The following is a 20,227-nucleotide window of genomic DNA, read 5'->3' as shown; positions in this document are numbered from 1 at the left end:
CAATTGCCTGTGTTTTCCGACTTGGCATATCTATCTACCTCCTGAAGAAGGAGAATGCTGGGCGCTGATCCACCCCAGGTACACGGCAGGTTCACGGGCGATACACAGCACGGACAAGGCCATTTTTTCCGGCTTAAATTGCGTCATGGATATCTTTGAGGCGCTTTATACGACCCGCGCTATGCGCCGGGTGAAGCCCGATCCCCTCCCCGCTGAGGTGCAACGGAGCATTCTCGACGCGGCGGTCCGCGCCCCCAGCGCGGGCGACCTCCAGAGCTGGCGCTTCCTGCTGGTGGATGACCCAGCGATCAAGGCACGCCTCGCCCCGCTGTACCAGGACGCGTTGACCCGGCTCTTCGCCGGGCCGTACAAGTCACACGACGGGCCGCGCATTCTGGCGTCGGCCCGGTATCTGGCGGACCACTTCGAGACCTATCCGCTGTTGATGTTCGCCTTCTCCACGGACCCGTCGGGGGCGTCGATCTTCCCCGCCGTGTGGAGCGCCCAGCTCGCCGCCCGCGCGCACGGTGTGGGCAGCGCGCTGACCACCGTGCTCGGGATCTATCACCCCACGGCGACGATGCGGATCCTGCGCGTGCCGAAGACCGAGGGCTGGCGTCCGGCCTGCATGGTCACCTTCGGCTATCCCACCGGCCGGTGGGGCCTGGCCGTCCGGCAGCCCGCCGGTCAGGTGAGCTACCGCAACCAGTGGGGGGCCGGCGTCGGCCTGGACCTCATCGAGCCCGTCTGGCAGCCGCGGTCATGAACCGGCTGGCCGGCCGCAACGCGGTGGTGACCGGCGCCGCCTCCGGCATCGGCTGGGAGATCGCCAGGCTCTTCCACGCCGAGGGCGCCGACGTGACCCTGATCGACTTCAACGCGGAATCGGTCCGCAAACGCGCCGCAGAACTGGGCGAGCGCGCCCTCGCCCAGCCCGCCGACGTCACCGACGAGGACCAGCTGGCGGCGGGCATCGAGGCCGCGGTGGCGGCCTTCGGCCCGGTGCACATCGGCGTGAACTCGGCGGGCGTCGGCGCCCTCGCCCCCATCGCCGAGCTGGCGGCGAGCGAGTGGCGGCGGATCGTGGAGGTCTGCCTGACCGGGGTCTTCCTGTCGATCAAGCACGAGGCGCGCCACATGTCCGAGGGCGGCTCGATCGTGAACATCGCCTCGCTCAACGCCCGCCAGCCCGCCGAGGGCTTCGCCGCTTACTGCGCGGCCAAGGCGGGCGTGGAAATGCTCACCAAGGTCGCCGCGATGGAGCTCGGCGCGCGCGGGGTGCGGGTGAACGCGCTCGCTCCCGGGCTGGTGGACACCCCTCTCTCCAAGGCGTTCACCGGATCCCCGCTGCGCAGGGAGTTCGTCGCGAACATCCCCCTGGGCCGGATCGGGGAACCAGCCGACGTGGCGGCCGCCGCGCTCTTCCTCGCCTCCGCCGAATCCTCGTGGGTGACCGGAGACACCCTCGTGGTGGACGGCGGCCAGCACACCAAGCGCTACCCCGAGCTGATCAAACACTTCCGGCGCGGAGAACGCGGCCGCCGACGATGACAGTGCGTATCCGACCGGGATCACATCACGGAAAAACGTGATGTGACCAGCGGGTAATACGCCGAACCCGGCTCAGCACACAAAAAATCATGTTTTAGTACGGAAGCCAACACCGCACAACCCCTTGATTCGCCGCTGGACGACGAATATGTTCACGTTTGGCAGATCGGGTGTAAACGTTTTCGGGTCATCACCCAGAGGGTTTCGACCGAGTGCCGCGTCCACTGCTGTGAGCCACGTGCTCGCATCACGCGGACGCTCCCTCCGCTCCACCGTCCTACGGCTCGGGCCATCCGGCATGCGTCCGGGCCGCCCCTCGAAGATCCCGGGCCCGCTGCGAACGTACGGAAGGAGAGGAGCAGTGCTCACACTGCCGAAAAGCACCCTGGAGACGCAGTCACCCATCTACTTACGCAGGCCGGAGTTCCTCTTGTTAGGGAACGTCGGCATCCGTCTCGCGACCGGTGACTATTCGTCACCACCACGACCGAAACACCGTCAACTGCTGGCGCTGCTGCTCCTGCAGGCCAACTCTCCCGTGCCCACGGACACGCTGATCGAGCGGCTCTGGGACGGCACGCCCCCCTCCTCGGCCTTCGGCAACCTCAAGACCTACATCTGCCAGCTGCGCAGATACATCTCCCCCGGCGATCCGGCGAACGCGCCGATCAGCACGATCTCCAACGGCTACCGCATCACGGTCGGCTCCGACGACCTGGACATGGCCCGCTTCAAGCGGCTGGCCAGGGAGGGACGCCACGCCCTCGACCACAACGACCACATCACCGCGTGGGATCGGTTCGACAGCGCGCTGCGTGAGTGGCGCGGCCGGGCGCTGCAGGACACCCAGACCGTCAGGGCGCTGCGCGACGAGGCGGACTACCTGGAGGAGCAGCGGATCAGCGTGGTGGCCGAACTGGTCGACCTGCTCATCGCCCGCCGCGCGTACGCCGACGCGATCGAGCGGCTGCGCCTGGTCATGGACACCGAGAAGCCCAGGGAACGACTGTGGGCCCAGCTCATGCTGGCCCTGTATCTCGACGGGCGCCAGATCGAGGCGCTCGACACCTACCAGCAGTTGCGGCGCCTGCTGATCGACGGTGCCGGCGTCGAGCCCACCCACTCCGTGCAGCGACTCCACCGGCGCATCCTCTCCGCCGACTCCACACTTGTCCTGGTCTAGCGTCGACCTGCGCCGAGACAGCACCACGCTAAAGTGGCAGCTTCTCGAGTGCTCGGGGGTCACGCGCATGTGCGCCGATCTGGCCAGGTCCATCCGCCTGTTCCGTGCGTTCAGGACCGAGCAGGCCGTGCCGGGCGCCTATTACGCCACGCTCGCCGCCGACACCGCAGCCCAACTGGGACGTTACGTGTCACTGTCCGGCAAGACCGTGCTCGATGTGGGCGGCGGCCCCGGTTACTTCTCCGCGGCGTTCCGGCGCGCCGGCGCGCGCTGCCTGTGCGTGGACGTCGACGCCGGCGAGCTGGCCGGCCAGGGCGCCCGCGGCGGCGCGGTGCTGGGCAGCGCGATGAGCCTGCCTGTCGCCGACGCCCGCTTCGACGTCTGTTTCTCCTCCAACGTCCTGGAACACGTTCCGGACCCGTGGCGGATGGCCGCCGAGATGGCGCGGGTGACGCGGCCCGGCGGCCTGATCTTCCTCACGTACACCAACTGGTTGTCCCCCTGGGGCGGGCACGAGACCTCGCCGTGGCACTATCTGGGCGGCGACAGGGCCGCCCGCAGGTACGCGGACAGGAACGGCGAGCCGCCCAAGAACCACTACGGCCGGAGCCTCTATTCCGTCTCCGTCGCCGGCGGCCTGCGCTGGGCGCGGTCCCAGGACGACCTCCAGCTGGTGGACGCGCTGCCCCGCTACCTGCCCGGCTGGTACCGCCCGGTGCTGAAGGTCCCGATCGTGAGGGAGTTCGCCACGTGGAATCTGCTCCTGGTGCTGAGGAAGCGCCGTGAAGGGCCGTGACGCGGCTCTCGACGGCATCCGGGCCCTCGCGGCGCTCGGCGTGTGGGTGTTGCACGTCGGCGGCCACACGGGCCTGATGTATCGCGACGGCATGTACGCCTGGATGATGAGCAGGCTGGGCATCGCCGTGCCGATCTTCTTCCTGCTCTCCGGCCTGCTGCTCTACCGGCCGTGGGCCCGGGCGGTGCTGGAGGACGCCCCGGCGCCCCGGCCCGCCCGCTATCTGTGGCGCAGGATACTGCGGGTGATGCCCGCGTACTGGCTGGTCACGGTGCCGGTGTTGCTGGCGTGGAGCTCGCTCGACTGGACCGGCTGGGTCAAGTGGCTGCTCCTGCTGCAGAACTACACCGAGCAGGAGCAGGCGCCAGACGGCCTCTACCAGATGTGGACGATGCCGGTCGAGATGGCCTTCTACCTGGTGCTGCCGGTGCTGGCCTGGCTGCTGCACCGGTGGGCTCGCGGCGGCGACAGACCGGTCAGGCTGCTGGTGGGCATCGCGGTGCTGCCGGTGGTCTCGCTGACCAGCGTGGTCGTCTCCCACGCGCTGCAGCAGTATCAGCTGGCTCTGTGGCTGCCACACCATCTGGTCTTCTTCGCCGCGGGGATGGCGATGGCGGTGCTGTCGGTGTGGGGCAAGGGCGGCAAGGCCGTCGACGCGATGGCGCCGCAGCTCCTGGTGCTGGCCCTGCTGCTCTACGCGGTGCTGAGCACGGAGCTGGCCGGACCGCGTGAGCTGACGCTGCCGAGCCTGTCGCAGTCACTCTGGCGGCTGGTCCTGGAGTCCTCGGTGGCGGTCCTGGTGGTGGCGCCGTTCGCGCTCGCCCCGCGGCGCGACTCGCTCAGGCACCGTGTGCTGGGCAATCCCGTCGCCGCCTACATGGGCCGCGTCTCCTTCAGCTTCTTCCTCTGGCACGCCCCCGTGATCACGCTGTTCTACAAGCTCACCGGCAGCCCGTTGTTCACCGGCGACTTCGTCCAGATCGTGACCGTGACGTTCGTGGTGACGGCGCTGCTCAGCGCGGCCTCCTACCACCTGGTCGAGGAGAGCGCGCTGCGCCTCAGCGGGCGCGGGTCAGGGGCCGCTCCGCCGCCTCCTGCGCCGTCTCCTCAACCGGCGGCGCCGGCTCCTGCTCCCTGACCAGGGTGCCGAAGAGCGCGCCCACGGCCGCGCAGGCGGCGAGCTGCGGCACGTGGTCCGCCAGCGCCGCCACCTCCACCCCGCGCTCGCGCAGCGCCATGGCCGTGGCCAGGCTCAGCGTGGCGATGCAGAACAGCCCGGCGGGCAGCCAGTGCACCGGCTCGTTCCGCCCGCGCAGCCACGGCACGGCGGCCAGCGCGAGGACCGTGACGAGCATGCCTGGCCACCCCGCCACCCAGGTTCCGAACGCCAGCCCGAGCACGACCGCGTAGGGCGCGCGCCAGCTCCGCAGCCGGGCGTCCGCGGCCGAGGCGGTCTGCCGCACGTGCTCAGGGCGCGGCCCACGCAGCACCACCGAGAACAGCGCGAGCAGCGCGACGCCGAGCAGCCCCAGGCCCAGCGCCAGCCGGTACGGCCGGTCGGGCAGGTACTCCAGCCGGACCGTGCCTGACGTCCCCGCGGGCAGCTCCCAAGCCTGCTTCCAGCCGTCCAGCCGGGCAGGGGTGAGCGTCCGGCCGTCGAGCGTGGCCCGCCAGCCGGTGTTGTGGTTCTCGTTGACCACGAGGAAGGCGTCCTCGGGCGCGGAGACCCGCACCTCGCGTTCGGTGGCGGCCCACGTCCTGACGGTCGCGGCGCCGTCCACGGACAGCGGCCTCGCGGGCAGCTCGCCGACCGCCAGATCACTGATCGAGTACGCCTCCCAGCCCGCCACCCGCACCCGGTTGTCCCCCTTCTCCAGCTCGGGCCGCGAGCAGCCGGTGAACCGCAGCGGCCGCTGCTCCAGCAGGTCGGCGTAACTGCCGGTGACCTTGGTCCGCACGGTCGTGCCGTTCACCTGGACGCTCGGCCCGAGCCCGCACGGCAGCAGGAACGGCATGCCCGATGGCCGGCTCGCCGGCTCGACGCCGGGGATCACCAGCTCGGTGACCTGCAGGCGCTTGGAGGCCGGGTAGAAGCGGAGCTTGAGCTCCGTGGTGGTGATCGGCTTGAAGCGGACGTATCCGTCGGCGTCCACCACACCGGACCGCACGGCCCCCTTGTCGCCGGTGAGGATCACCTCCAGCCGCTGCCTGTCGCCGCCAGGACGGGCGACCTGGATCCGCGAGACGCTCCGCTTGCCCTTCCAGCCGAGCGTGAGCGTGGGCTGGGCGTCGGTGGCGGCCGGGACCCAGGTGGTGCCGGCATCGCCGTCGAAGGCCGATCGCGGAGCGAGTACGACGTCCTCGCTCATCTGGGAGGACCCGGTCACCGTGGTCAGGTCCGCGCTGAGCCGGGTGAAGCGGTCGGCGAGTTCTCCGTCGCGCAGCACCGCCGAGCCCCACACGTCCGTCTCGCCCGCCGCGCCGGTGGTGAAGACCCGGTCGAAGCCGGCGCCCTCCTCGCCCGGCCTGGCCAGCATCGGGTTGCAGATCCACCGGTGGCGGTCGCGCATGCACTGCGGCCTGGAGTCCAGGCCGCTCTCCATGACGTGCACGTCGCCGCCCTGGCCGGGCAGCCGGATGGTACGGCTCGGCACCACGCCGGGGATCGCGATCTCGGTGATGCCCACCCGCTCCACGAAGCTCCACCGCTCGCCGGCGGTCGCCACGACCTCGATCCGCACCCAGCTCGCCGGCCCCGGAGGCGTGCGCAGCCACTGGGCGTCGCCGGCCCGCCTGACGTCCTGCTCCAGGCGCCCGCCGTCGGTCACCACGGCCACCCGCCTGATCGACTGGCCGAGCATGACGTTGTCGGTGAAGGAGACCTGGAAGCGCGGGATCGTCATCTGCCGTGGCAGGTCGACGCGGAGCCACTCACCCTGCGGCGCCGTCCAGCCGCCGCTCTCCCAGCCGGTCTCCAGGTCGCCGTCCATGGCCGCCCACGGGCCACGGCCGGGTGTGCTGAGTCCGGGCACGGCGTCGGGGTCGGCGACCGAGGAGGAGGCGGTGATGCCGGCGATGCCGCCGTACTCGGCGGTGGCCGTGTCGTCCAGCCAGCCGTCTTCGAGCAGGTCGAGCTTCGTGACGCCGGTGAAGTCGTCGCGCCGGTCGGCGGTGAGGGTGGCGGACCAGTTGGACCGGATCTCGCCGAACTGCCGCTCGCGCAGCCGCAGCCCGTCGGTGGCCACGGTCGGCACGTCGTACTTGCGCGCGTCGTCGTTCACCAGCACCGGGCCGGAGCCGAGCAGGCCGAGGTCGGCCATGGCGAACAGCGAGTCAGGCCCGGAGCGCACCCGCAGCGCGTCGCCTACCGGCTGCACGCCGACCGGTCCCGTGACGTCCGGGACCTCGTACAGCTCCACGGCCGGCGACGGCCAGTCCACGGAGTCGATCACGTCGTCGGTGGCGGCGTCGCCGACCTCGCCGCCGAACGCGCGCACCCGGGTGATGCCGGGCGACTCGCGCAGCGCCTCGTGCACCCGAGACGGCCAGGCGCCCTGGAGGTGGGCCCGCATGAGGTCGTTCCTGACCACCAGGTAACGCACGCCCATCCTGCGCAGCACCTCGGTCAGCCCCGCCGACCCGTAGCCGGCGGTGAGCCGCTGGTCGATGGCGTCGAGCAGGCGGGTCAGCCCGACCGATCCGGCAGCCGCGACCTGCCTGGCCGTCCAGCGGGCCTGGAACAGCGGCTGCATGGGGTCGTCCATCGGCCGGCCCCACAGGTACTCGCCGAACTTGGCGCCCGGCACCACCAGCACGCCGTCGTCACCGGCGTTCTCGTTGATCCAGGTCGCCGCCTGCCGCCAGTAGAGCGGCACCTCCTTGAACGAGCCCGGCGCGGCCAGGCCCTGGTTGAACACGGGCAGCACGAGCACGGCGAAGCTGACCAGGGCCACCGCCCGGAGCCTGAACCGCAGCCGTAGCCGGGCGGTCACCAGCAGGTGCGTCAGCCCGAACGCCAGCGCCAGCCGCACCAGGGGGTCGAACTTGCGCAGGTTGCGCAGCGGCGCGAGCGGCCCGTCGAGCAGCCAGCGCACGGGCTCGGCGACGACCGGCTCCAGCGCGCTCGCGTGCCCGGCGACCAGCGCCGCCGTGCCGACCGTGAACAGCGCGATGAGGAAGCCCTTGGCGGGCAGGTCGCGCCGGGCCAGGCCGGCCAGCCCGAGCGCGGCCAGAACCCCGGTGACCACGATCATCGCCGCCGAGGTGGCGATCGCGTAGCCGGGGGGCTGCTCCGCCACGCCGCCGACGCCCAGGAAGCGTACCCAGTCGGACGCGCCGCGCAGCACGTTGGTCAGCGAGGTCACCTGGGTGGTGGTCGAGGCCGTCTCGGTGTAGGGCAGGAACGAGAACGCGTAGCGGCCGACGAGCAGCAGCGGCAGCCACCAGAACAGGGTGGCCACCGAGACCGCGCCGGTCCACCAGCCGAGCATCCGCCAGCGTGGCACCGGACGTGGCCGGGTCAGGATGTAGATCACGGGGGCGACCAGCACGGCCAGCACCGCGACCGCGTTCACGCCGCCGCACAACGCCACGGCGAGGCCCGACCTGATCGCGCCTCTGGCCCGCTGACCGGTCTCCGTGGCGGTGAGCAGCGGGATCAGGATCCACGGCAACATCGCGGCGGGCAGCCACTCGATCGAGATCTCGCCGAGGATCGACAGCGTGCGCGGCGCCAGCGCGTACGCCAGCGCGCCGACGATCCTGGTCCCCCGAGTGCCGACGCCCAGCTGCGCCGCCAGCCGTTCGACACCGAGGAAGGCCACGCACAGCAGCAGCGTCAGCCAGAGCCGCTGCGTCACCCACGGCTCCAGGCCCACCAGGTCGCCGAGGGCGAAGAACGGCCCCATCGGGAACAGGTAGCCGGAGACCTGGTTCTGGAGCTGGCCGAAGTGCTGGAGGTCCCACAGGTGGGCGGCCCGCTCCAGCCAGCCGACCGGGTTGAGGGCAAGGTCGATCTTGGTGTCGGAGATGACGCCGCCCGGCTCGGTGGTGAACGACAGCACGGCGAAGCCCAGGCAGCAGATCGCCAGCCAGAGCCGATGCCGCGCCTGCTCGTTCACGGCCCCTCCCAGCCGGGCTCCAGGTGGCGTCCCTCGATCAGCGCTTCCATGCGTTCGGCGCTGCGGTCCCAGGAGAAACCGGCCGCCCAGGCCCGGCACCGCTCGCCGTAAGCCTCGGCCGCGGCGCCCTCCACCTCGTCGAGCGCCGCGGCGATGCCCTTGCCGAGGTCGGCGCCCTCCGGCACCAGCCAGCCTGTCTCACCGTGCCGTACGGCGTCCCTGAGCCCGTCGACGTCGAAGGCGACCGTCGGCACACCCAGCGCGGCGGCCTCCAGCACGCACAGGCCCCAGCCCTCCCCCTGCGAGGCGCTCACCTGCAGCCACGCGGAGGCGATGAGGCTCTCCTTGTCCTCATCGGGCAGGTAGCCGTGCATGGTGACCCCTTCAGGCAGCCCGGCGCGCAACCGCGCCTCCTCAGGCCCGCGGCCGATGACGTCCACGGTGAGTCCTGGCCAGCGCTCCCTGAGCTCGGGTACGGCGTCCAGCAGCAGGCCGACCCGCTTGTGCGCGACCAGCCTGCCCACGCAGACCAGCCGCGGCGCGGCGCTGCGCGGCTCGCGCGGGACGGTGGTGACGGTCACGCCGTTGGGCACGATGTGGATGGGCCCGGTCCAGCCGAGCCGTTCGCGCATGGCGTGCACCGTCGAGGGGGACACGGCCACGCTCTGGTGCCGCCGGTAGGTCCACCGGGAGGCGGGCCCTTCCAGGAACCGCCCGACCGCCGCGAGCCAACGCGGCAGATGCACGTCGAACTGCCGGTCGTGCACGTGGTGCACGACGCAGAAGATCCCGGTACGGCGCGGCAGCACCCATGGCGTGAAGAACGGGATGCCGTTCTGGCAGTCGAGCACCACGTCGAACGCCTGGCGCCGGCCCAGCAGCCAGGCCAGCACCCGCGGATAGACGGTGTAAGGGCCACCCATGCGGGCGATCCGAACCCCCTCGCGCTCCGCACGCCGCCGCTGTCCCGGCGCGCGGGCCGTGACGAACCAGACCGAGTGGCCCGACCTGGCCAGGCGACCGGCCATCTCCCACGCGTACGCCTCGGCGCCGCCGGCGGCCGGATGCCAGGGGTCGCGCCAGTTGATGACAGCGATCTTCACGGATATCCGACGGGGTCGAGCGGTGTACCGACGGGGTCGAGCGGCGGCTCCCAGGCCGGACGTACGGCGGTACGCGGCTGGACGCGCAGCCGCAACCAGATCCGGCCGAGCTCCAGCACGATGCCGAAGGTGTGCCGGGCCGGCGAGAAACGGGAGCCAGGCATGTCGCGCCAGCGCACGGGGATCTCCCGCACCCGAGAGCCCTGCCCGGCGCAGCGCGCCAGCAACTCGACGTCGAAGGCGAACCCGGGCGTGCGCAACGCCGCGGCCGCCTCGCGGACCAGCACGCCGTCGAAGAACTTGAAGCCGCACTGGGTGTCGCTCACCCCGGGTACGAGCACGCCCGCGAGCGCGCGGAACCCGTACGCGCCCAGCTCGCGAACCCTGCTGTGGCGGTTCTCCACGACGGAGTCCTCGTGCGCCCTGGAGCCGATCACCACCGGCTCGCCGGACAGCAGCAGCCTGAGTGCCGTGTCGACGGCGGAGAGGTCGGTGGCCATGTCGGCGTCGCAGAAGCCGGCGAACGGGGCGGTCGTGCCGAGCAGCCCGGCGCGTACGGCGGCCCCCTTCCCGGAGATCGCGCACTGGACCAGGCGCACCGGCACGGGACCTGGCGGCCAGGTTTTGACGACCTCGGCCGTGCGGTCGGTGCTGTTGTTGTCCACGACGATGACTGCGGTCGGGAACGGCATGCGGGCGAGCTTCGCGCACAACTGCATGAGTCCTCGGGGGAGTCGTCCTTCCTCATTGAACGCCGGAACGACGATCTCGAGCAGTGGTGGCCGGCTCGTCCTCTCATCCCCTTGCCGGGAGAGCGGCATGGTGGTGCGGACTACCGGTTGCCGTAGTTGTAGAGCGGCTGGTTGACCGGCGTCGCGGTGGCGCCGGTGAACGAGACCGTCGTCACCGTCGCCACGAGTGCGGCCACGGCCATGCCGGTGATCGCTGCTAAGAGGATCTTGATCATCGGGGGGTTCCTCCTGAAGCCGGCGTTTGAGGGAGCCGTCACCAACCTAGAACCAACTCTTGCTACTCGGAAGTAGCTAGCAGGAATCTTAATAAATCCGCTGATCAAGGAGTCTATTGGGGCGAAACTCGCGTAATCGGACCGGCGAAACGGTAGAGGCGCAGATCAGCGGTGTCCACCACCAGCTCCGCGGCCCGTAACCAGCCCGCGAAGCGCCGGAGCTCCGCCGGGGTCCCGGCGTCCACCACGACATAGCGGAAACCCGCGCGGGGCAGGTCAGGTGACGATCCTTCTAGTACGCGTTCTACACTGCGCGCCCGCTCGTTCTCGCTGCCGACGACCATGGATCCGACCCGCACGGTGTCGTTGGCCACCACCTCGCGCTCCCATCCGGCGAAGTAGCGCTGGGCGGGATCCAGCACCGCCCTCCCGCCGTTCCACGGGAAGCGCCGGTAGGACTCGAACGGCAGCACCAGGACGTCACCGGGCTCGGCGTCCCGCCGGATCACCTCGCGGGCGGCCGCCCAGCCGGCCGGGTAGTCCACCGCCCGCAGCGCCCCGGAGGCGCCCCAGGCCATCGTGGGCAGCACGGCCGGCGGCACCAGCACCATGACGGCCACCCACGCCGGCGCGTGGCGAGCCGCCTCGGCCGCCAGCAGGCCCAGACCGACGGCCACCAGCAGCGCCAGCGGCGCGACGAACTGCTGCGCGTCCCTGAACACCGCGAAGCCGCCCCACACCCCGATCAGCCAGGCCAGCACGTCACGCCCGCCCTGGCCGACCCCGAGGCAGGCGATCCCGAACCCGGCCGCCGCGGCCACCATCAGACCCTTCCTGTACGGCACCCGCCCGGCGAGGACGAACCCGGCGATCCCGGCCAGCGCGAGCACCAGCCTGGCCACCGCCCCCGGCAGGGTGTCGTAACCGGCGGGCACGGCGCCCGCGTTCCAGATCCCGCCCAGCGACAGCAGGCTGCCCACCGCCCCGAACGGGGTGTCGGCCCGGGCGGCGAACGCCTCGACCCCCACCCCGTCGCCGGTCACCGACTCGGGCCGCAGCGCCGCCGGCACCAGCCACGGCAGGCTGAGCAGGAGCACGATCGCGCCCACCCGGACGGCCCGGCGGCCGGAGACGAACGCGGAGACGGGCAGCACCGCCAGCGCGGTGACCGTCATGGCCGCGAACCCGCCCACGGCCGCCGGCAGCACGGCGCTGACCACCCGGCGCCCCGAACTCGCCGCGGCCACCGCCCATGGCAGGCCCGCGTAGCCGAGCAGCAGCGCCCACTGCCCCATCAGCAGCCGCTCGGCGACGTACGGATTCCACACGTAGCACGCCCCGGCGATCAACCGGGGGGCCGCCCGCTCCGACGGCACCAGGAGCGCGGCCCCCGAGCAGCCCAGCACGAAGATCCCCAGCAGAATCGCCTTCTGCACCAGTTGCGCGGGAAGCACGGAGGCGAGCGCGGTGACCACCGCGTCGCTGGGCACCACCCGCGGCGCGCCTCCCGACAGCCCGAACGTGAAGTGTGAGAACGCCGGACCGGGCACGAACACCATGTCCTGCACGAGGATGAATCCCCAGCCCAGAGCCGGCCCGAGGGCCAGGCAGCCGAGGACGAGACCGAGCAGGGCGGCGGCCGGCCCGGCCCGGATCGCGCGTGGCATCCCGCTATGACATCACAACCACACAACGGTCATTCCACCGATTGCCCGGCCAGACTAACCTTCCGGACAGGAGGGACGGGTTGGCTACGATCGAGACGGCGGCGCGGCCCCGTTCCGCCGCACGCGGGGACGTGGTGCCGGCCGCGGCCCTCGCCATGATCGCCGTACAGCTCGTCTGGAAGTTCGACCTGGTGCGGCGGACCTACTTCCGGCAGGACGACTTCTTCTTCATCGCCCGTGGCCTGGAGCGGGAGCTGTCCTGGGACTACCTGATGCGGGTGGACTACGGGCACCTGGTGCCGGGGCCGTTCGCGATGCAGTGGGCGATGGGCCGGCTCGGCGTCTACAACGACGTGCTCGCGCACGTCGTGGTGATCGGGCTGCAGGCCGCGGCGGGGCTGGCGTTGCTGCGGCTGCTGCACACGCTGTTCGGCGCCCGCCCGGCCATCCTGGTGCCGCTCGGGCTCTACCTGCTGACGCCGATGACGATCTCCGCGTTGTCGTGGTGGGCGGTGGCCATCGAGACGCTGCCGTTCCAGATCGCACTGCCGATGGCGCTCTGCGCGCACGTGGGTTACCTCAGGACCGGGCGGTTGCGGCACGCGCTGGCCGCGGCGGCGTGGACCGCCTTCGCCATGCTCTTCTTCGTCAAGGCGCCGTTCGTCCTGGTGCTGGCGTTCGTGCTGACCCTCGGCTGGTTTCCGCGGGCGAACAGGAAGCCGGCCTGGCTGCTCTACCTCTTCGTGATCGCGCTCTACGCGGTGGTCTTCTTCCGCCAGTTCTTCACGTCCGTGCAGCTCACCAACGACACCGTACGACCGGAGCTGCCGGATCCCGCGGTGGCCGCCGGCTTCGCCTGGAAGCTGCTGAGCGAGTCGCTGGTGACCTCGGCGCTGGGCGGGCCATGGCGGTGGCGGCCCATCGGCGGCGACTACGCCATCACGGCCACGCCCCCTGCGCTGATCTGGGTGAGCCTCGCCGTCGCGGCCCTGGTGGTGACCTTCTCCGTCGTGTACCGCAGGCGTGCCTGGCTGGCCTGGACGATGCTGCTCGGCTACTTCGCGGTGGCCGACGTGGTGCCGGTGACGATCGGGCGCATCACGCAACTCGGCCCTGACCTGGGCGGCGCGGAGCTGCGTTACATCTCCTCCACCTCGGCCGTGCTGGCGATCGTCGTCGCGCTGGCGTTCATCCCGCTGCGGGACGAGCCGGAGCCGTGGCGGCGTCCGCTGCCGCGGCCGCACCGCGTCTGGATCGCCCCAACGGCCGCGCTGGCGGTCGTCATGGCGGCGGGCTCAGTCTGGTCGGTCGCCGCCTACACCCGCCTGCCGCTCGGTGAGCCCGTCAAGGCCTACGTCGAGACCGGCAGGCTGGCGCTCAAGCGGGCGCCGAGGGACGCCGTCGTCCTCGACACCCACGTACCGGCCGAGGTCGCCTACCCGATCTTCTTCTACGACTACGCCCGGGTCTCCAAGGTGCTCGGCCCGATCGCCGGACGGCCGGTCAACTGGACCAGGCGGCTCAGCGGCCCGGTACGCGGCGGCCCGCTCATCTTCGACCAGGAGGGCCGCCTGCGACCGGCGCAGATCGAGGGCGTGACGATCCCGCAGAGCAGCCGTGGCTGCACCGAGGTGGCCGCCAAGGAGGTGCGGTTCCGGCTGCCGCAGCCGATTCCCCAGGGTGATTGGACCGTTCAGGTCGGTTACCTCAACCCGGCCGCCGCCGAGCTCGCGGTGCGCCTGGGCGGCGACGCGGCCGTGGTGGACGCGGAGGAGGGCTTCGGGTCGACCTACGCCCAGGTCAACGGCGGTGGCGGCGAGCTGAGCCTGCGTACCCGGGGCGGCGGCACGGTGTGCGTCGGCGAGATCAAGATCGGCGTGCCCAGGCCCGCCGGGCACCTCGCCCCGATCCCCCCGGAGCCGGTTCGGCCGTAGGGGGATCGGGGAGGCGGGTCACTTGCCCGGCTCGGGGTCCCTGGGCAGGCCCAGCATGCGCTCGGCGATGATGTTGAGCTGCACCTCGGTGGTGCCGCCGTAGATGGTCATCGCCCTGGTCGCGAGCACCGCCCGGTTCCAGTAGCCCGCGTCGCCCAGCTTCATGTCGGCGGCCACCGTGGCGGCGGCGCCGAGCAATTCGACCGCGGTCTCGGAGACGTGCTGAGCGTGGGAGGTGGACAGCAGCTTGCGTACGGAGGCGTCCGCGCCCGGCTCGGACCCGGCGAGCTGCTTGAGCGTGACCCGCAACGACAGCGCGTTGATCGAATGGCCCTCGCAGATCACCTGGGCGACGTGCTGCTCCTCGGCCGGCGTCAGGTCCCTGCCGAGCCGCCCGGCCAGGCCGAGCAGGTCGGGGACGGAGGACCCGGTGCCGCCGGAGCCGGACGAGAGCGAGACCCGCTCGTTGGACAGCGTGTTGCGGGCCACCTTCCAGCCCTCGCCGACCTCGCCCACGACCAGGTCGTCAGGCACGAACACGTCGTCGAGGAAGACCTCGTTGAACAGGTTCTCGCCGGTCATCTCGGTCAGCGGCCTGACCGTGACGCCTGGGGCCTTCATGTCGACGAGGAAGTACGTGATGCCCTCGTGCTTGGAGCCGTTGGAGGAGTTGCGGGCGATGCAGATGCCCCACTCGGCCACGTGGGCGACGGAGGTCCAGATCTTCTGGCCGTTGAGCTTCCAGCCGCCCTCGACCTTCTCCGCCTTCATCTGCACGTTGGCGAGGTCGGAGCCGGCGCCGGGCTCGGAGAAGAGCTGGCACCAGATCATCTCGCCGCTGAGCGTCTTGGGCAGGAAACGCTCCTGCTGCTCGCGCGTGCCGTACGCGGCGACGGACGGCACCACCCAGGCACCGATGATCATCGCGGGCAGGCGTACCTTGGCGGCCCTGAGCTCCTGGGCGATCAGCACCTGCTCCAGCGGCTTGGCGTCGCGGCCCCACGGCTTGGGCAGGTGGGGCATGACGAAGCCGCGCGCGGCCAGGGCCCGCTTCTGCTCCTTGCCCTCCAGGGCGGCGATCTCCGCGATCTCCGCACGGAGCGACTCGCGCAGCTCTTCGGCGTCCTCCGGCAGGTCGATCTCCATCTCGCGGGAGACCCCCTGCAGGGCGAGCTCGGTCACCGTGGCGGCCCACTCGGCCGACGAGCCGAGCAGGGCGCGCAGGGTCAGCGCGCGGCGGTAGTAGAGGTGCGCGTCGTGCTCGAACGTGTAGCCGATGCCGCCGAACGTCTGGATGGCGTCCTTGGCGCACTGGACGGCGGCGTCGGGGGCCATCACGCCGGCGATGGCGGCGGCGTACTCGAGCTCCTTGCCTTCCGCGCGGGTGGCGTCCCACACCGTGGCGCGCGCCTGCTCCAGGGCGACGAGCATCCGGGAGAGCTTGTGCTTGATGCCCTGGAACTGGCCGATCGGGCGGCCGAACTGGACGCGTACCTTGGCGTATTCCGCGGCGGCCGTGACGCACCAGGAGGCCACGCCCGCCGCGTCGGCGCCGAGCAGGACCGCGGCCAGGTTGAGCACGTCGGGGCCCTCGACGCCGTCCAGGATCCGGTCGGCGGGCACGGACACGTCCGCCAGCTCCACCTTGGCCACCGGCCTGGTCAGGTCGAGCGACTTGAGCGGCGTGACGGTGGCGGCGGAGGCGTCCAGCGCGATCCACTCCTCGCCCTCCGACGTGGTCACCGGCAGCACCAGCACGTCCGCCAGCGAGCCGCCGAGCACCGGCTCAGCGGTGCCGGAGACGACCAGCGCGCCGTCGTCGCCCCGGGTGCCGCTCAGCGTGCCCGTGAGGGCCACGGCGCCGGTCAGCGTGCCGTCGGCGAACGACCCCAGCAGCTCCTGCCGCTTCGACGCGTTGATGACCGCGCCGGCCAGCACCGTCGGCACGTACGGTCCCGGCGCCATCTTCTCGGCCAGCGCCTCGACGGCCACCGCCGTCTCCAGCAGCCCGTAGCCCGACCCACCGGCCTCCTCGGGCAGGTGCAGGCCGAGCAGCCCCTGCTCGGCGAGACCCGACCAGAACGGGGGACGTTCGTCCGCCCCGGCGCGCAGCAGCTCGGCGGGGATGTTCCGCTCGGCCCAGCCGCTCACCGACTCGCGGAGCGCCTCGTGCTCCTCGCTCAACCCGATCGCCATTACTCATCCTCCAGCCAGGTCCGAGTCATGCCCAGAACCATATTCTAGAGGATGCTTCTGACCTATAGCGGACGAACCTGGGCGGCGAGGGTGTTCAGGTCACGCCAGCGGGCCTTGTTCGCCTCCGGGATGGAGGCGATGAGCATCGCGGGCTTGGTCTTGCCCACCTCGATGACGGAGACCATGGCCTGGGCGACCTGCTCCTTGCCGCCGGAGGTGAAGGTCACCTTGTAGCCGAGGGTCCAGCCCTTGCCCAGCGAGACCTTCTTGGAGGCCGTCCATTCGAGGGTGGCGCCCTTGGGGTACTGGGTGCGGATCGCCCAGCGGGCGGCGTCGGTGGCGATCTCCCGGTAGTCGGCGTTCGAGCTGGGCTTCTTCGCCGGCGAGTCGCCGGGGAACATGGCCGAGCCGACCACCGTCTGCGGGATGTCGAGCTTGCCGATGCGCTGCGCGATCGCGTACGGCGGGAAGTCCCTGGCCTTCCACGGCGAGGCGAGCCTCGGGTAGCTGATCCCCGACTCCTTGTCGCTGATGGTGTTGATCACCGCGGACGCCTTGCCTGGCAGGTTCGCGTACGCCTTGCTCTCCGGCACCGGCGGCAGCACGATCGGGCTCTCGGTGACGGTCGGAGTGGCGCTCGGCTCGGGCGTGGCGCTCGTCGGCACCGGCGCGACCCGCACCACCTCCTCGCCGGGCTCCTGGCTGGTGGGCACGTCACCGGAGAACAGCACGAAGACCAGCGCGACCGCCGCGACGGTGGCGAGGATGGCGCCCAGCAGGTAGAGGGCCCTGATCGGGATGTCGCCGATGCCCCGGCTCGGCGGCTCCGGTGGCACGATCGGGCGCTGCAGCGGGACCTGCCCGGGCGGGCGAGGGATCTGGACCGTCTCCTCGGCGGGCAGGACGATCTTGCGGAACGGGGTGGTGGGTGAATCATATGAAGGTCTCTGGTCGCCGACGTCCGCCATGACCTTGAGGTTACGTCACTACGGCAAGGGACAATTCCTCTATTCCCCCAGCAGAATCTAATTCTGTATGGTCTGCGGATATGAGGGGTTTCTATGAGATCGCGGCCGACGACCCTGCTCGCCCGGCGCTGCTCGGCGACGGGAGCGCGACGTACGGAGAGCTGCTCACCCTGGTGAACCGCGCCTCCAACGGCCTGACCTCGCTCGGGACCGGTCCAGGCGACTACGTGGTGACCGTGCTGAAGAACGGGCTCGACGCCCTCACCATGATGCTCGCCACCTACCAGATCGGCGCCTACCTGGTGCCCGTCAACTGGCACTTCACCCCCGAGGAGATCGACTACATCGTGGCCGACTGCGGGGCCAAGGTGATGATCTCGCCGGACGCCCTCACGGTCAGGGAACTGGTTGACGGGCAGTCCGAGATGGCCCCGGGGTATCGGCGGGCCGGGTCGATGATGCTCTACACCTCGGGGACCACCGGGCGGCCCAAGGGAGTGCGGCGTCGGTTGCTGGACCTGACGCCCGAGGAGCTCTACCCGATCCTCATGCGCAAGAGCTGGCGGCACTTCGGGCTGCCGATGGGCGGGGTGCACCTGGTGTGCTCGCAGCTCTACCACTCGGCGCCGTACGGGCAGGCCATGATGGCGCTGCAGTTCGGGCACTCGATCGTGGCGCCAGAGCGGTTCGAGGCCGCCGCCGCGCTGGAGCTGATCGAGCGGCACCGGGTGACGAACGCGTTCATGGTGCCCACGATGTTCCACCGGCTGCTGGCGGTGCCGGAGCGGGAGTCGTACGACCTGTTGTCCCTCACCCATCTCTACCACGGCGCGGCCCCGTGCCCGCCGGCCGTCAAGCAGGCCATGATCGACTGGCTCGGGCCCATCCTGTGGGAGTACTACGGCTCCACCGAGGCCGCCGTGGCGACCATGGTCTCCTCTCAGGAGTGGCTGGCCAGGCCGGGAACGGTCGGCAGGGCGCTGGACGGGATGACGTTCACGATCGTCGGCGAGGACGGTCACGAGGCGGCCGCCGGGGAGCCGGGGCTGGTGTACATCGGGGGCATCAACAGGTTCGAGTACCACGGCGATCCCGCCAAGACGGCGGCGGCCATGCGGGGGGCGGCGTACACGCCCGGCGACATCGGCTACCTCGACAAGGACGGCTACCTGTTCCTGCTCGACCGCAGGACCGACCTGATCATCTCGGGCGGCGTGAACATCTATCCCGCCGAGATCGAGGCGGCGCTGCTCGAACACCCCTCCGTCGCGGACGTGGCGGTGATCGGCGTGCCCGACCCCGAGTGGGGGCACAAGGTCGTGGCGCTCGTCCAGCCGGCCGCCGGGATCTCCGGTGGCGAGGAGCTGACCGCGGACCTGCTGCGGCACTGCGCGCCCCGGCTGGCCAGGCTCAAGCATCCGCGGGTGATCGAATATCGCGAGTCGCTGCCGCGTACGCCGACAGGCAAGCTGAGCAGGCGTAACGTCCGGGAAGCGTATCTTTCGGGCTGAGATGGGCAGAAGTGTCCCCCATGAGGGAGATCGTCGCGGGACTGGCCGCTGCCGCCGTACTGCTCGCCGGCTGCGGGCCTCCCATCGCCACGGGCCCCACCACCTCGCCCACGGCCACCGGGACGCCCGCCACGCCGACCGCGACCGCCACGTCGCCGTCCCCGTCGCCCACGGCGGCGCAACCGCTGGAGGCGGCGTACGAGCGGGTCATCACGAACGTGCTGCCGTCCATCGTGCAGATCAACACCAGGGTCGGGCTCGGCTCCGGCATCGTGTACGACTCCGCGGGCCACATCGTCACCAACGCGCACGTGGTCGGCCAGGCCACCGAGATGAACGTCACTACCGCCACCGGCGGCGCGCCACGCCGGGCCAGCCTGGTCAAGACCTTCAGCGTGGGGGACCTGGCGGTGATCAAGGTGGAGAACCCCGAGGGCCTGCGTCCCGCCAGGTTCGGGAACTCCGCCAAGCTCAGGGTCGGGCAGATCGTGCTCGCCATGGGCAACCCGCTGGGCCTGTCGGGCAGCGTGACGAACGGCATCATCTCCGCCCTCGGCCGTACGGTCACCGAGCCGCAGAACCCCGGCTCGCCCGGCGCCACCATCGCGGGGGCGATCCAGACCTCGGCCGCCATCAACCCGGGCAACAGCGGCGGCGCGCTCGTGGACCTGTCGGGTCAGGTGATCGGCATCCCGACGCTCGCGGCCACCGACCCCGACCTGGGCGGGGGCGCGGCTCCCGGGATCGGGTTCGCGATCCCGAGCAACACCGCCACCGACATCGCCGCGCAGATCGTCAAGCAGGGCAAGGTCACCAACAGCCGCCGGGCCGCGCTCGGCATCCGGGGCAGCACGGTCATCGGGGCCGACGGGCAGCCGGCCGGGGTCGGGGTGGCCGTGGTCGAGCGGGGCGGAGGCGCCGACAAGGCCGGGATCAGGGCCGGGGACGTGATCGTCTCGATCAACGGCAAGGAGACGCTGACCATGGGGCAACTGTCCGAGATCGTCGCCTCGCTCAGGCCCGGCCAACGCGTCCAGGTCGGGGTGATCCGGGCCAACGGCGAGACCGAGACGATCAACGTGACCCTGGGACAACTGCCAGGCGAGTGACCGAGCGGGCCTGCGCCCCGGCCCGCTCCCGGACGGGCCGCGTCGGTCCGGGTGCCCGCCCGTGCCGGCCCGCGCCCGGCAGCCCGCCCGCGCGCGCTCCCGCGCTCCCGCGCGCCTGCGCG

15 protein-coding genes are annotated in these 20,227 nt (G+C 71.3%); 8 read left to right on the top strand and 7 right to left on the bottom strand.

Translation table 11 applies throughout. The annotated features are described in order from the left end of the window. Positions 1-145 precede the first annotated feature (145 nt). The 5 genes from ITP53_RS14375 (at position 146) to ITP53_RS14355 (ending at position 4,668) form a co-directional block, all read left to right on the top strand. Positions 146-766, top strand: a complete 621-nt coding sequence (locus ITP53_RS14375) for a nitroreductase family protein (protein ID WP_195895876.1) — start codon at positions 146-148, stop codon at positions 764-766. Further along, a complete protein-coding gene (locus ITP53_RS14370; protein ID WP_195895875.1) occupies positions 763-1,551 on the top strand; it encodes an SDR family NAD(P)-dependent oxidoreductase in 789 nt (262 codons plus the stop codon). Before ITP53_RS14375 ends, ITP53_RS14370 begins: the two co-directional genes overlap by 4 nt. A 361-nt stretch (positions 1,552-1,912) precedes the next feature. Continuing rightward, complete coding sequence (locus ITP53_RS14365; RefSeq protein WP_195895874.1) at positions 1,913-2,734, top strand: AfsR/SARP family transcriptional regulator; 822 nt, start codon at positions 1,913-1,915, stop codon at positions 2,732-2,734. Positions 2,735-2,801: 67 nt separating this feature from the next. Further along, the gene (locus tag ITP53_RS14360) at positions 2,802-3,530 is read left to right on the top strand and encodes a class I SAM-dependent methyltransferase (RefSeq protein WP_195895873.1); all 729 of its coding nucleotides are present in this window, start codon (positions 2,802-2,804) and stop codon (positions 3,528-3,530) included. Continuing rightward, entirely contained in the window at positions 3,517-4,668 is a 1,152-nt protein-coding gene (locus ITP53_RS14355) for an acyltransferase family protein (protein WP_195895872.1), read from the top strand. Before ITP53_RS14360 ends, ITP53_RS14355 begins: the two co-directional genes overlap by 14 nt. On the opposite strand, the gene ITP53_RS14350 is transcribed toward ITP53_RS14355, so the two are convergent. From ITP53_RS14350 to ITP53_RS14335, 5 genes are all read right to left on the bottom strand, one after another. Continuing rightward, positions 4,589-8,650, bottom strand: a complete 4,062-nt coding sequence (locus ITP53_RS14350; RefSeq protein WP_195895871.1) for an alpha-(1->3)-arabinofuranosyltransferase domain-containing protein — start codon at positions 8,648-8,650, stop codon at positions 4,589-4,591. The genes ITP53_RS14355 and ITP53_RS14350 overlap by 80 nt on opposite strands. Further along, complete coding sequence (locus tag ITP53_RS14345) at positions 8,647-9,753, bottom strand: glycosyltransferase family 4 protein (protein WP_195895870.1); 1,107 nt, start codon at positions 9,751-9,753, stop codon at positions 8,647-8,649. Before ITP53_RS14345 ends, ITP53_RS14350 begins: the two co-directional genes overlap by 4 nt. Next, positions 9,750-10,574 (bottom strand): glycosyltransferase, encoded by an 825-nt coding sequence (locus ITP53_RS14340; protein WP_195895869.1) that lies wholly within the window; start codon positions 10,572-10,574, stop codon positions 9,750-9,752. The genes ITP53_RS14345 and ITP53_RS14340 overlap by 4 nt, the downstream gene beginning before the upstream one ends. Before the next feature lie 11 nt (positions 10,575-10,585). After that, the gene (locus ITP53_RS59215) at positions 10,586-10,720 is read right to left on the bottom strand and encodes a hypothetical protein (RefSeq protein ID WP_268961039.1); all 135 of its coding nucleotides are present in this window, start codon (positions 10,718-10,720) and stop codon (positions 10,586-10,588) included. A gap of 113 nt (positions 10,721-10,833) precedes the next feature. Further along, positions 10,834-12,387 (bottom strand): hypothetical protein, encoded by a 1,554-nt coding sequence (locus ITP53_RS14335; protein WP_195895868.1) that lies wholly within the window; start codon positions 12,385-12,387, stop codon positions 10,834-10,836. A gap of 80 nt (positions 12,388-12,467) precedes the next feature. On the opposite strand from ITP53_RS14335, the gene ITP53_RS14330 reads away from it, so the two are divergent. Then, positions 12,468-14,321, top strand: coding sequence for a hypothetical protein (locus ITP53_RS14330; RefSeq protein ID WP_195895867.1), 1,854 nt, complete (start codon positions 12,468-12,470; stop codon positions 14,319-14,321). Positions 14,322-14,339: 18 nt separating this feature from the next. Here ITP53_RS14330 and ITP53_RS14325 read toward each other — a convergent pair whose 3' ends face one another. Together ITP53_RS14325 and ITP53_RS14320 are read right to left on the bottom strand one after the other, a co-directional pair. Next, positions 14,340-16,517, bottom strand: a complete 2,178-nt coding sequence (locus ITP53_RS14325) for an acyl-CoA dehydrogenase (RefSeq protein ID WP_195895866.1) — start codon at positions 16,515-16,517, stop codon at positions 14,340-14,342. Between the two features lie 62 nt (positions 16,518-16,579). Next, positions 16,580-17,485 carry a hypothetical protein gene (locus ITP53_RS14320; RefSeq protein ID WP_195895865.1) on the bottom strand — a complete coding sequence of 302 codons (906 nt, stop codon included), beginning with the start codon at positions 17,483-17,485 and terminating at the stop codon, positions 16,580-16,582. An 80-nt stretch (positions 17,486-17,565) separates the two neighbouring features. On the opposite strand from ITP53_RS14320, the gene ITP53_RS14315 reads away from it, so the two are divergent. Continuing rightward, the gene (locus ITP53_RS14315; protein WP_195895864.1) at positions 17,566-18,996 is read left to right on the top strand and encodes an AMP-binding protein; all 1,431 of its coding nucleotides are present in this window, start codon (positions 17,566-17,568) and stop codon (positions 18,994-18,996) included. Positions 18,997-19,016: 20 nt separating this feature from the next. Next, on the top strand, positions 19,017-20,105 hold the full coding sequence (locus tag ITP53_RS14310; RefSeq protein ID WP_195895863.1) for a S1C family serine protease: 1,089 nt from the start codon (positions 19,017-19,019) through the stop codon (positions 20,103-20,105). The last annotated feature ends 122 nt before the right edge of the window (positions 20,106-20,227 follow it).

The sequence above is a fragment of the Nonomuraea cypriaca genome, assembly GCF_015645445.1.
In the GTDB taxonomy this organism is placed as follows: domain Bacteria; phylum Actinomycetota; class Actinomycetes; order Streptosporangiales; family Streptosporangiaceae; genus Nonomuraea; species Nonomuraea cypriaca.
This window is presented reverse-complemented; position numbering and strand designations above follow the sequence as displayed.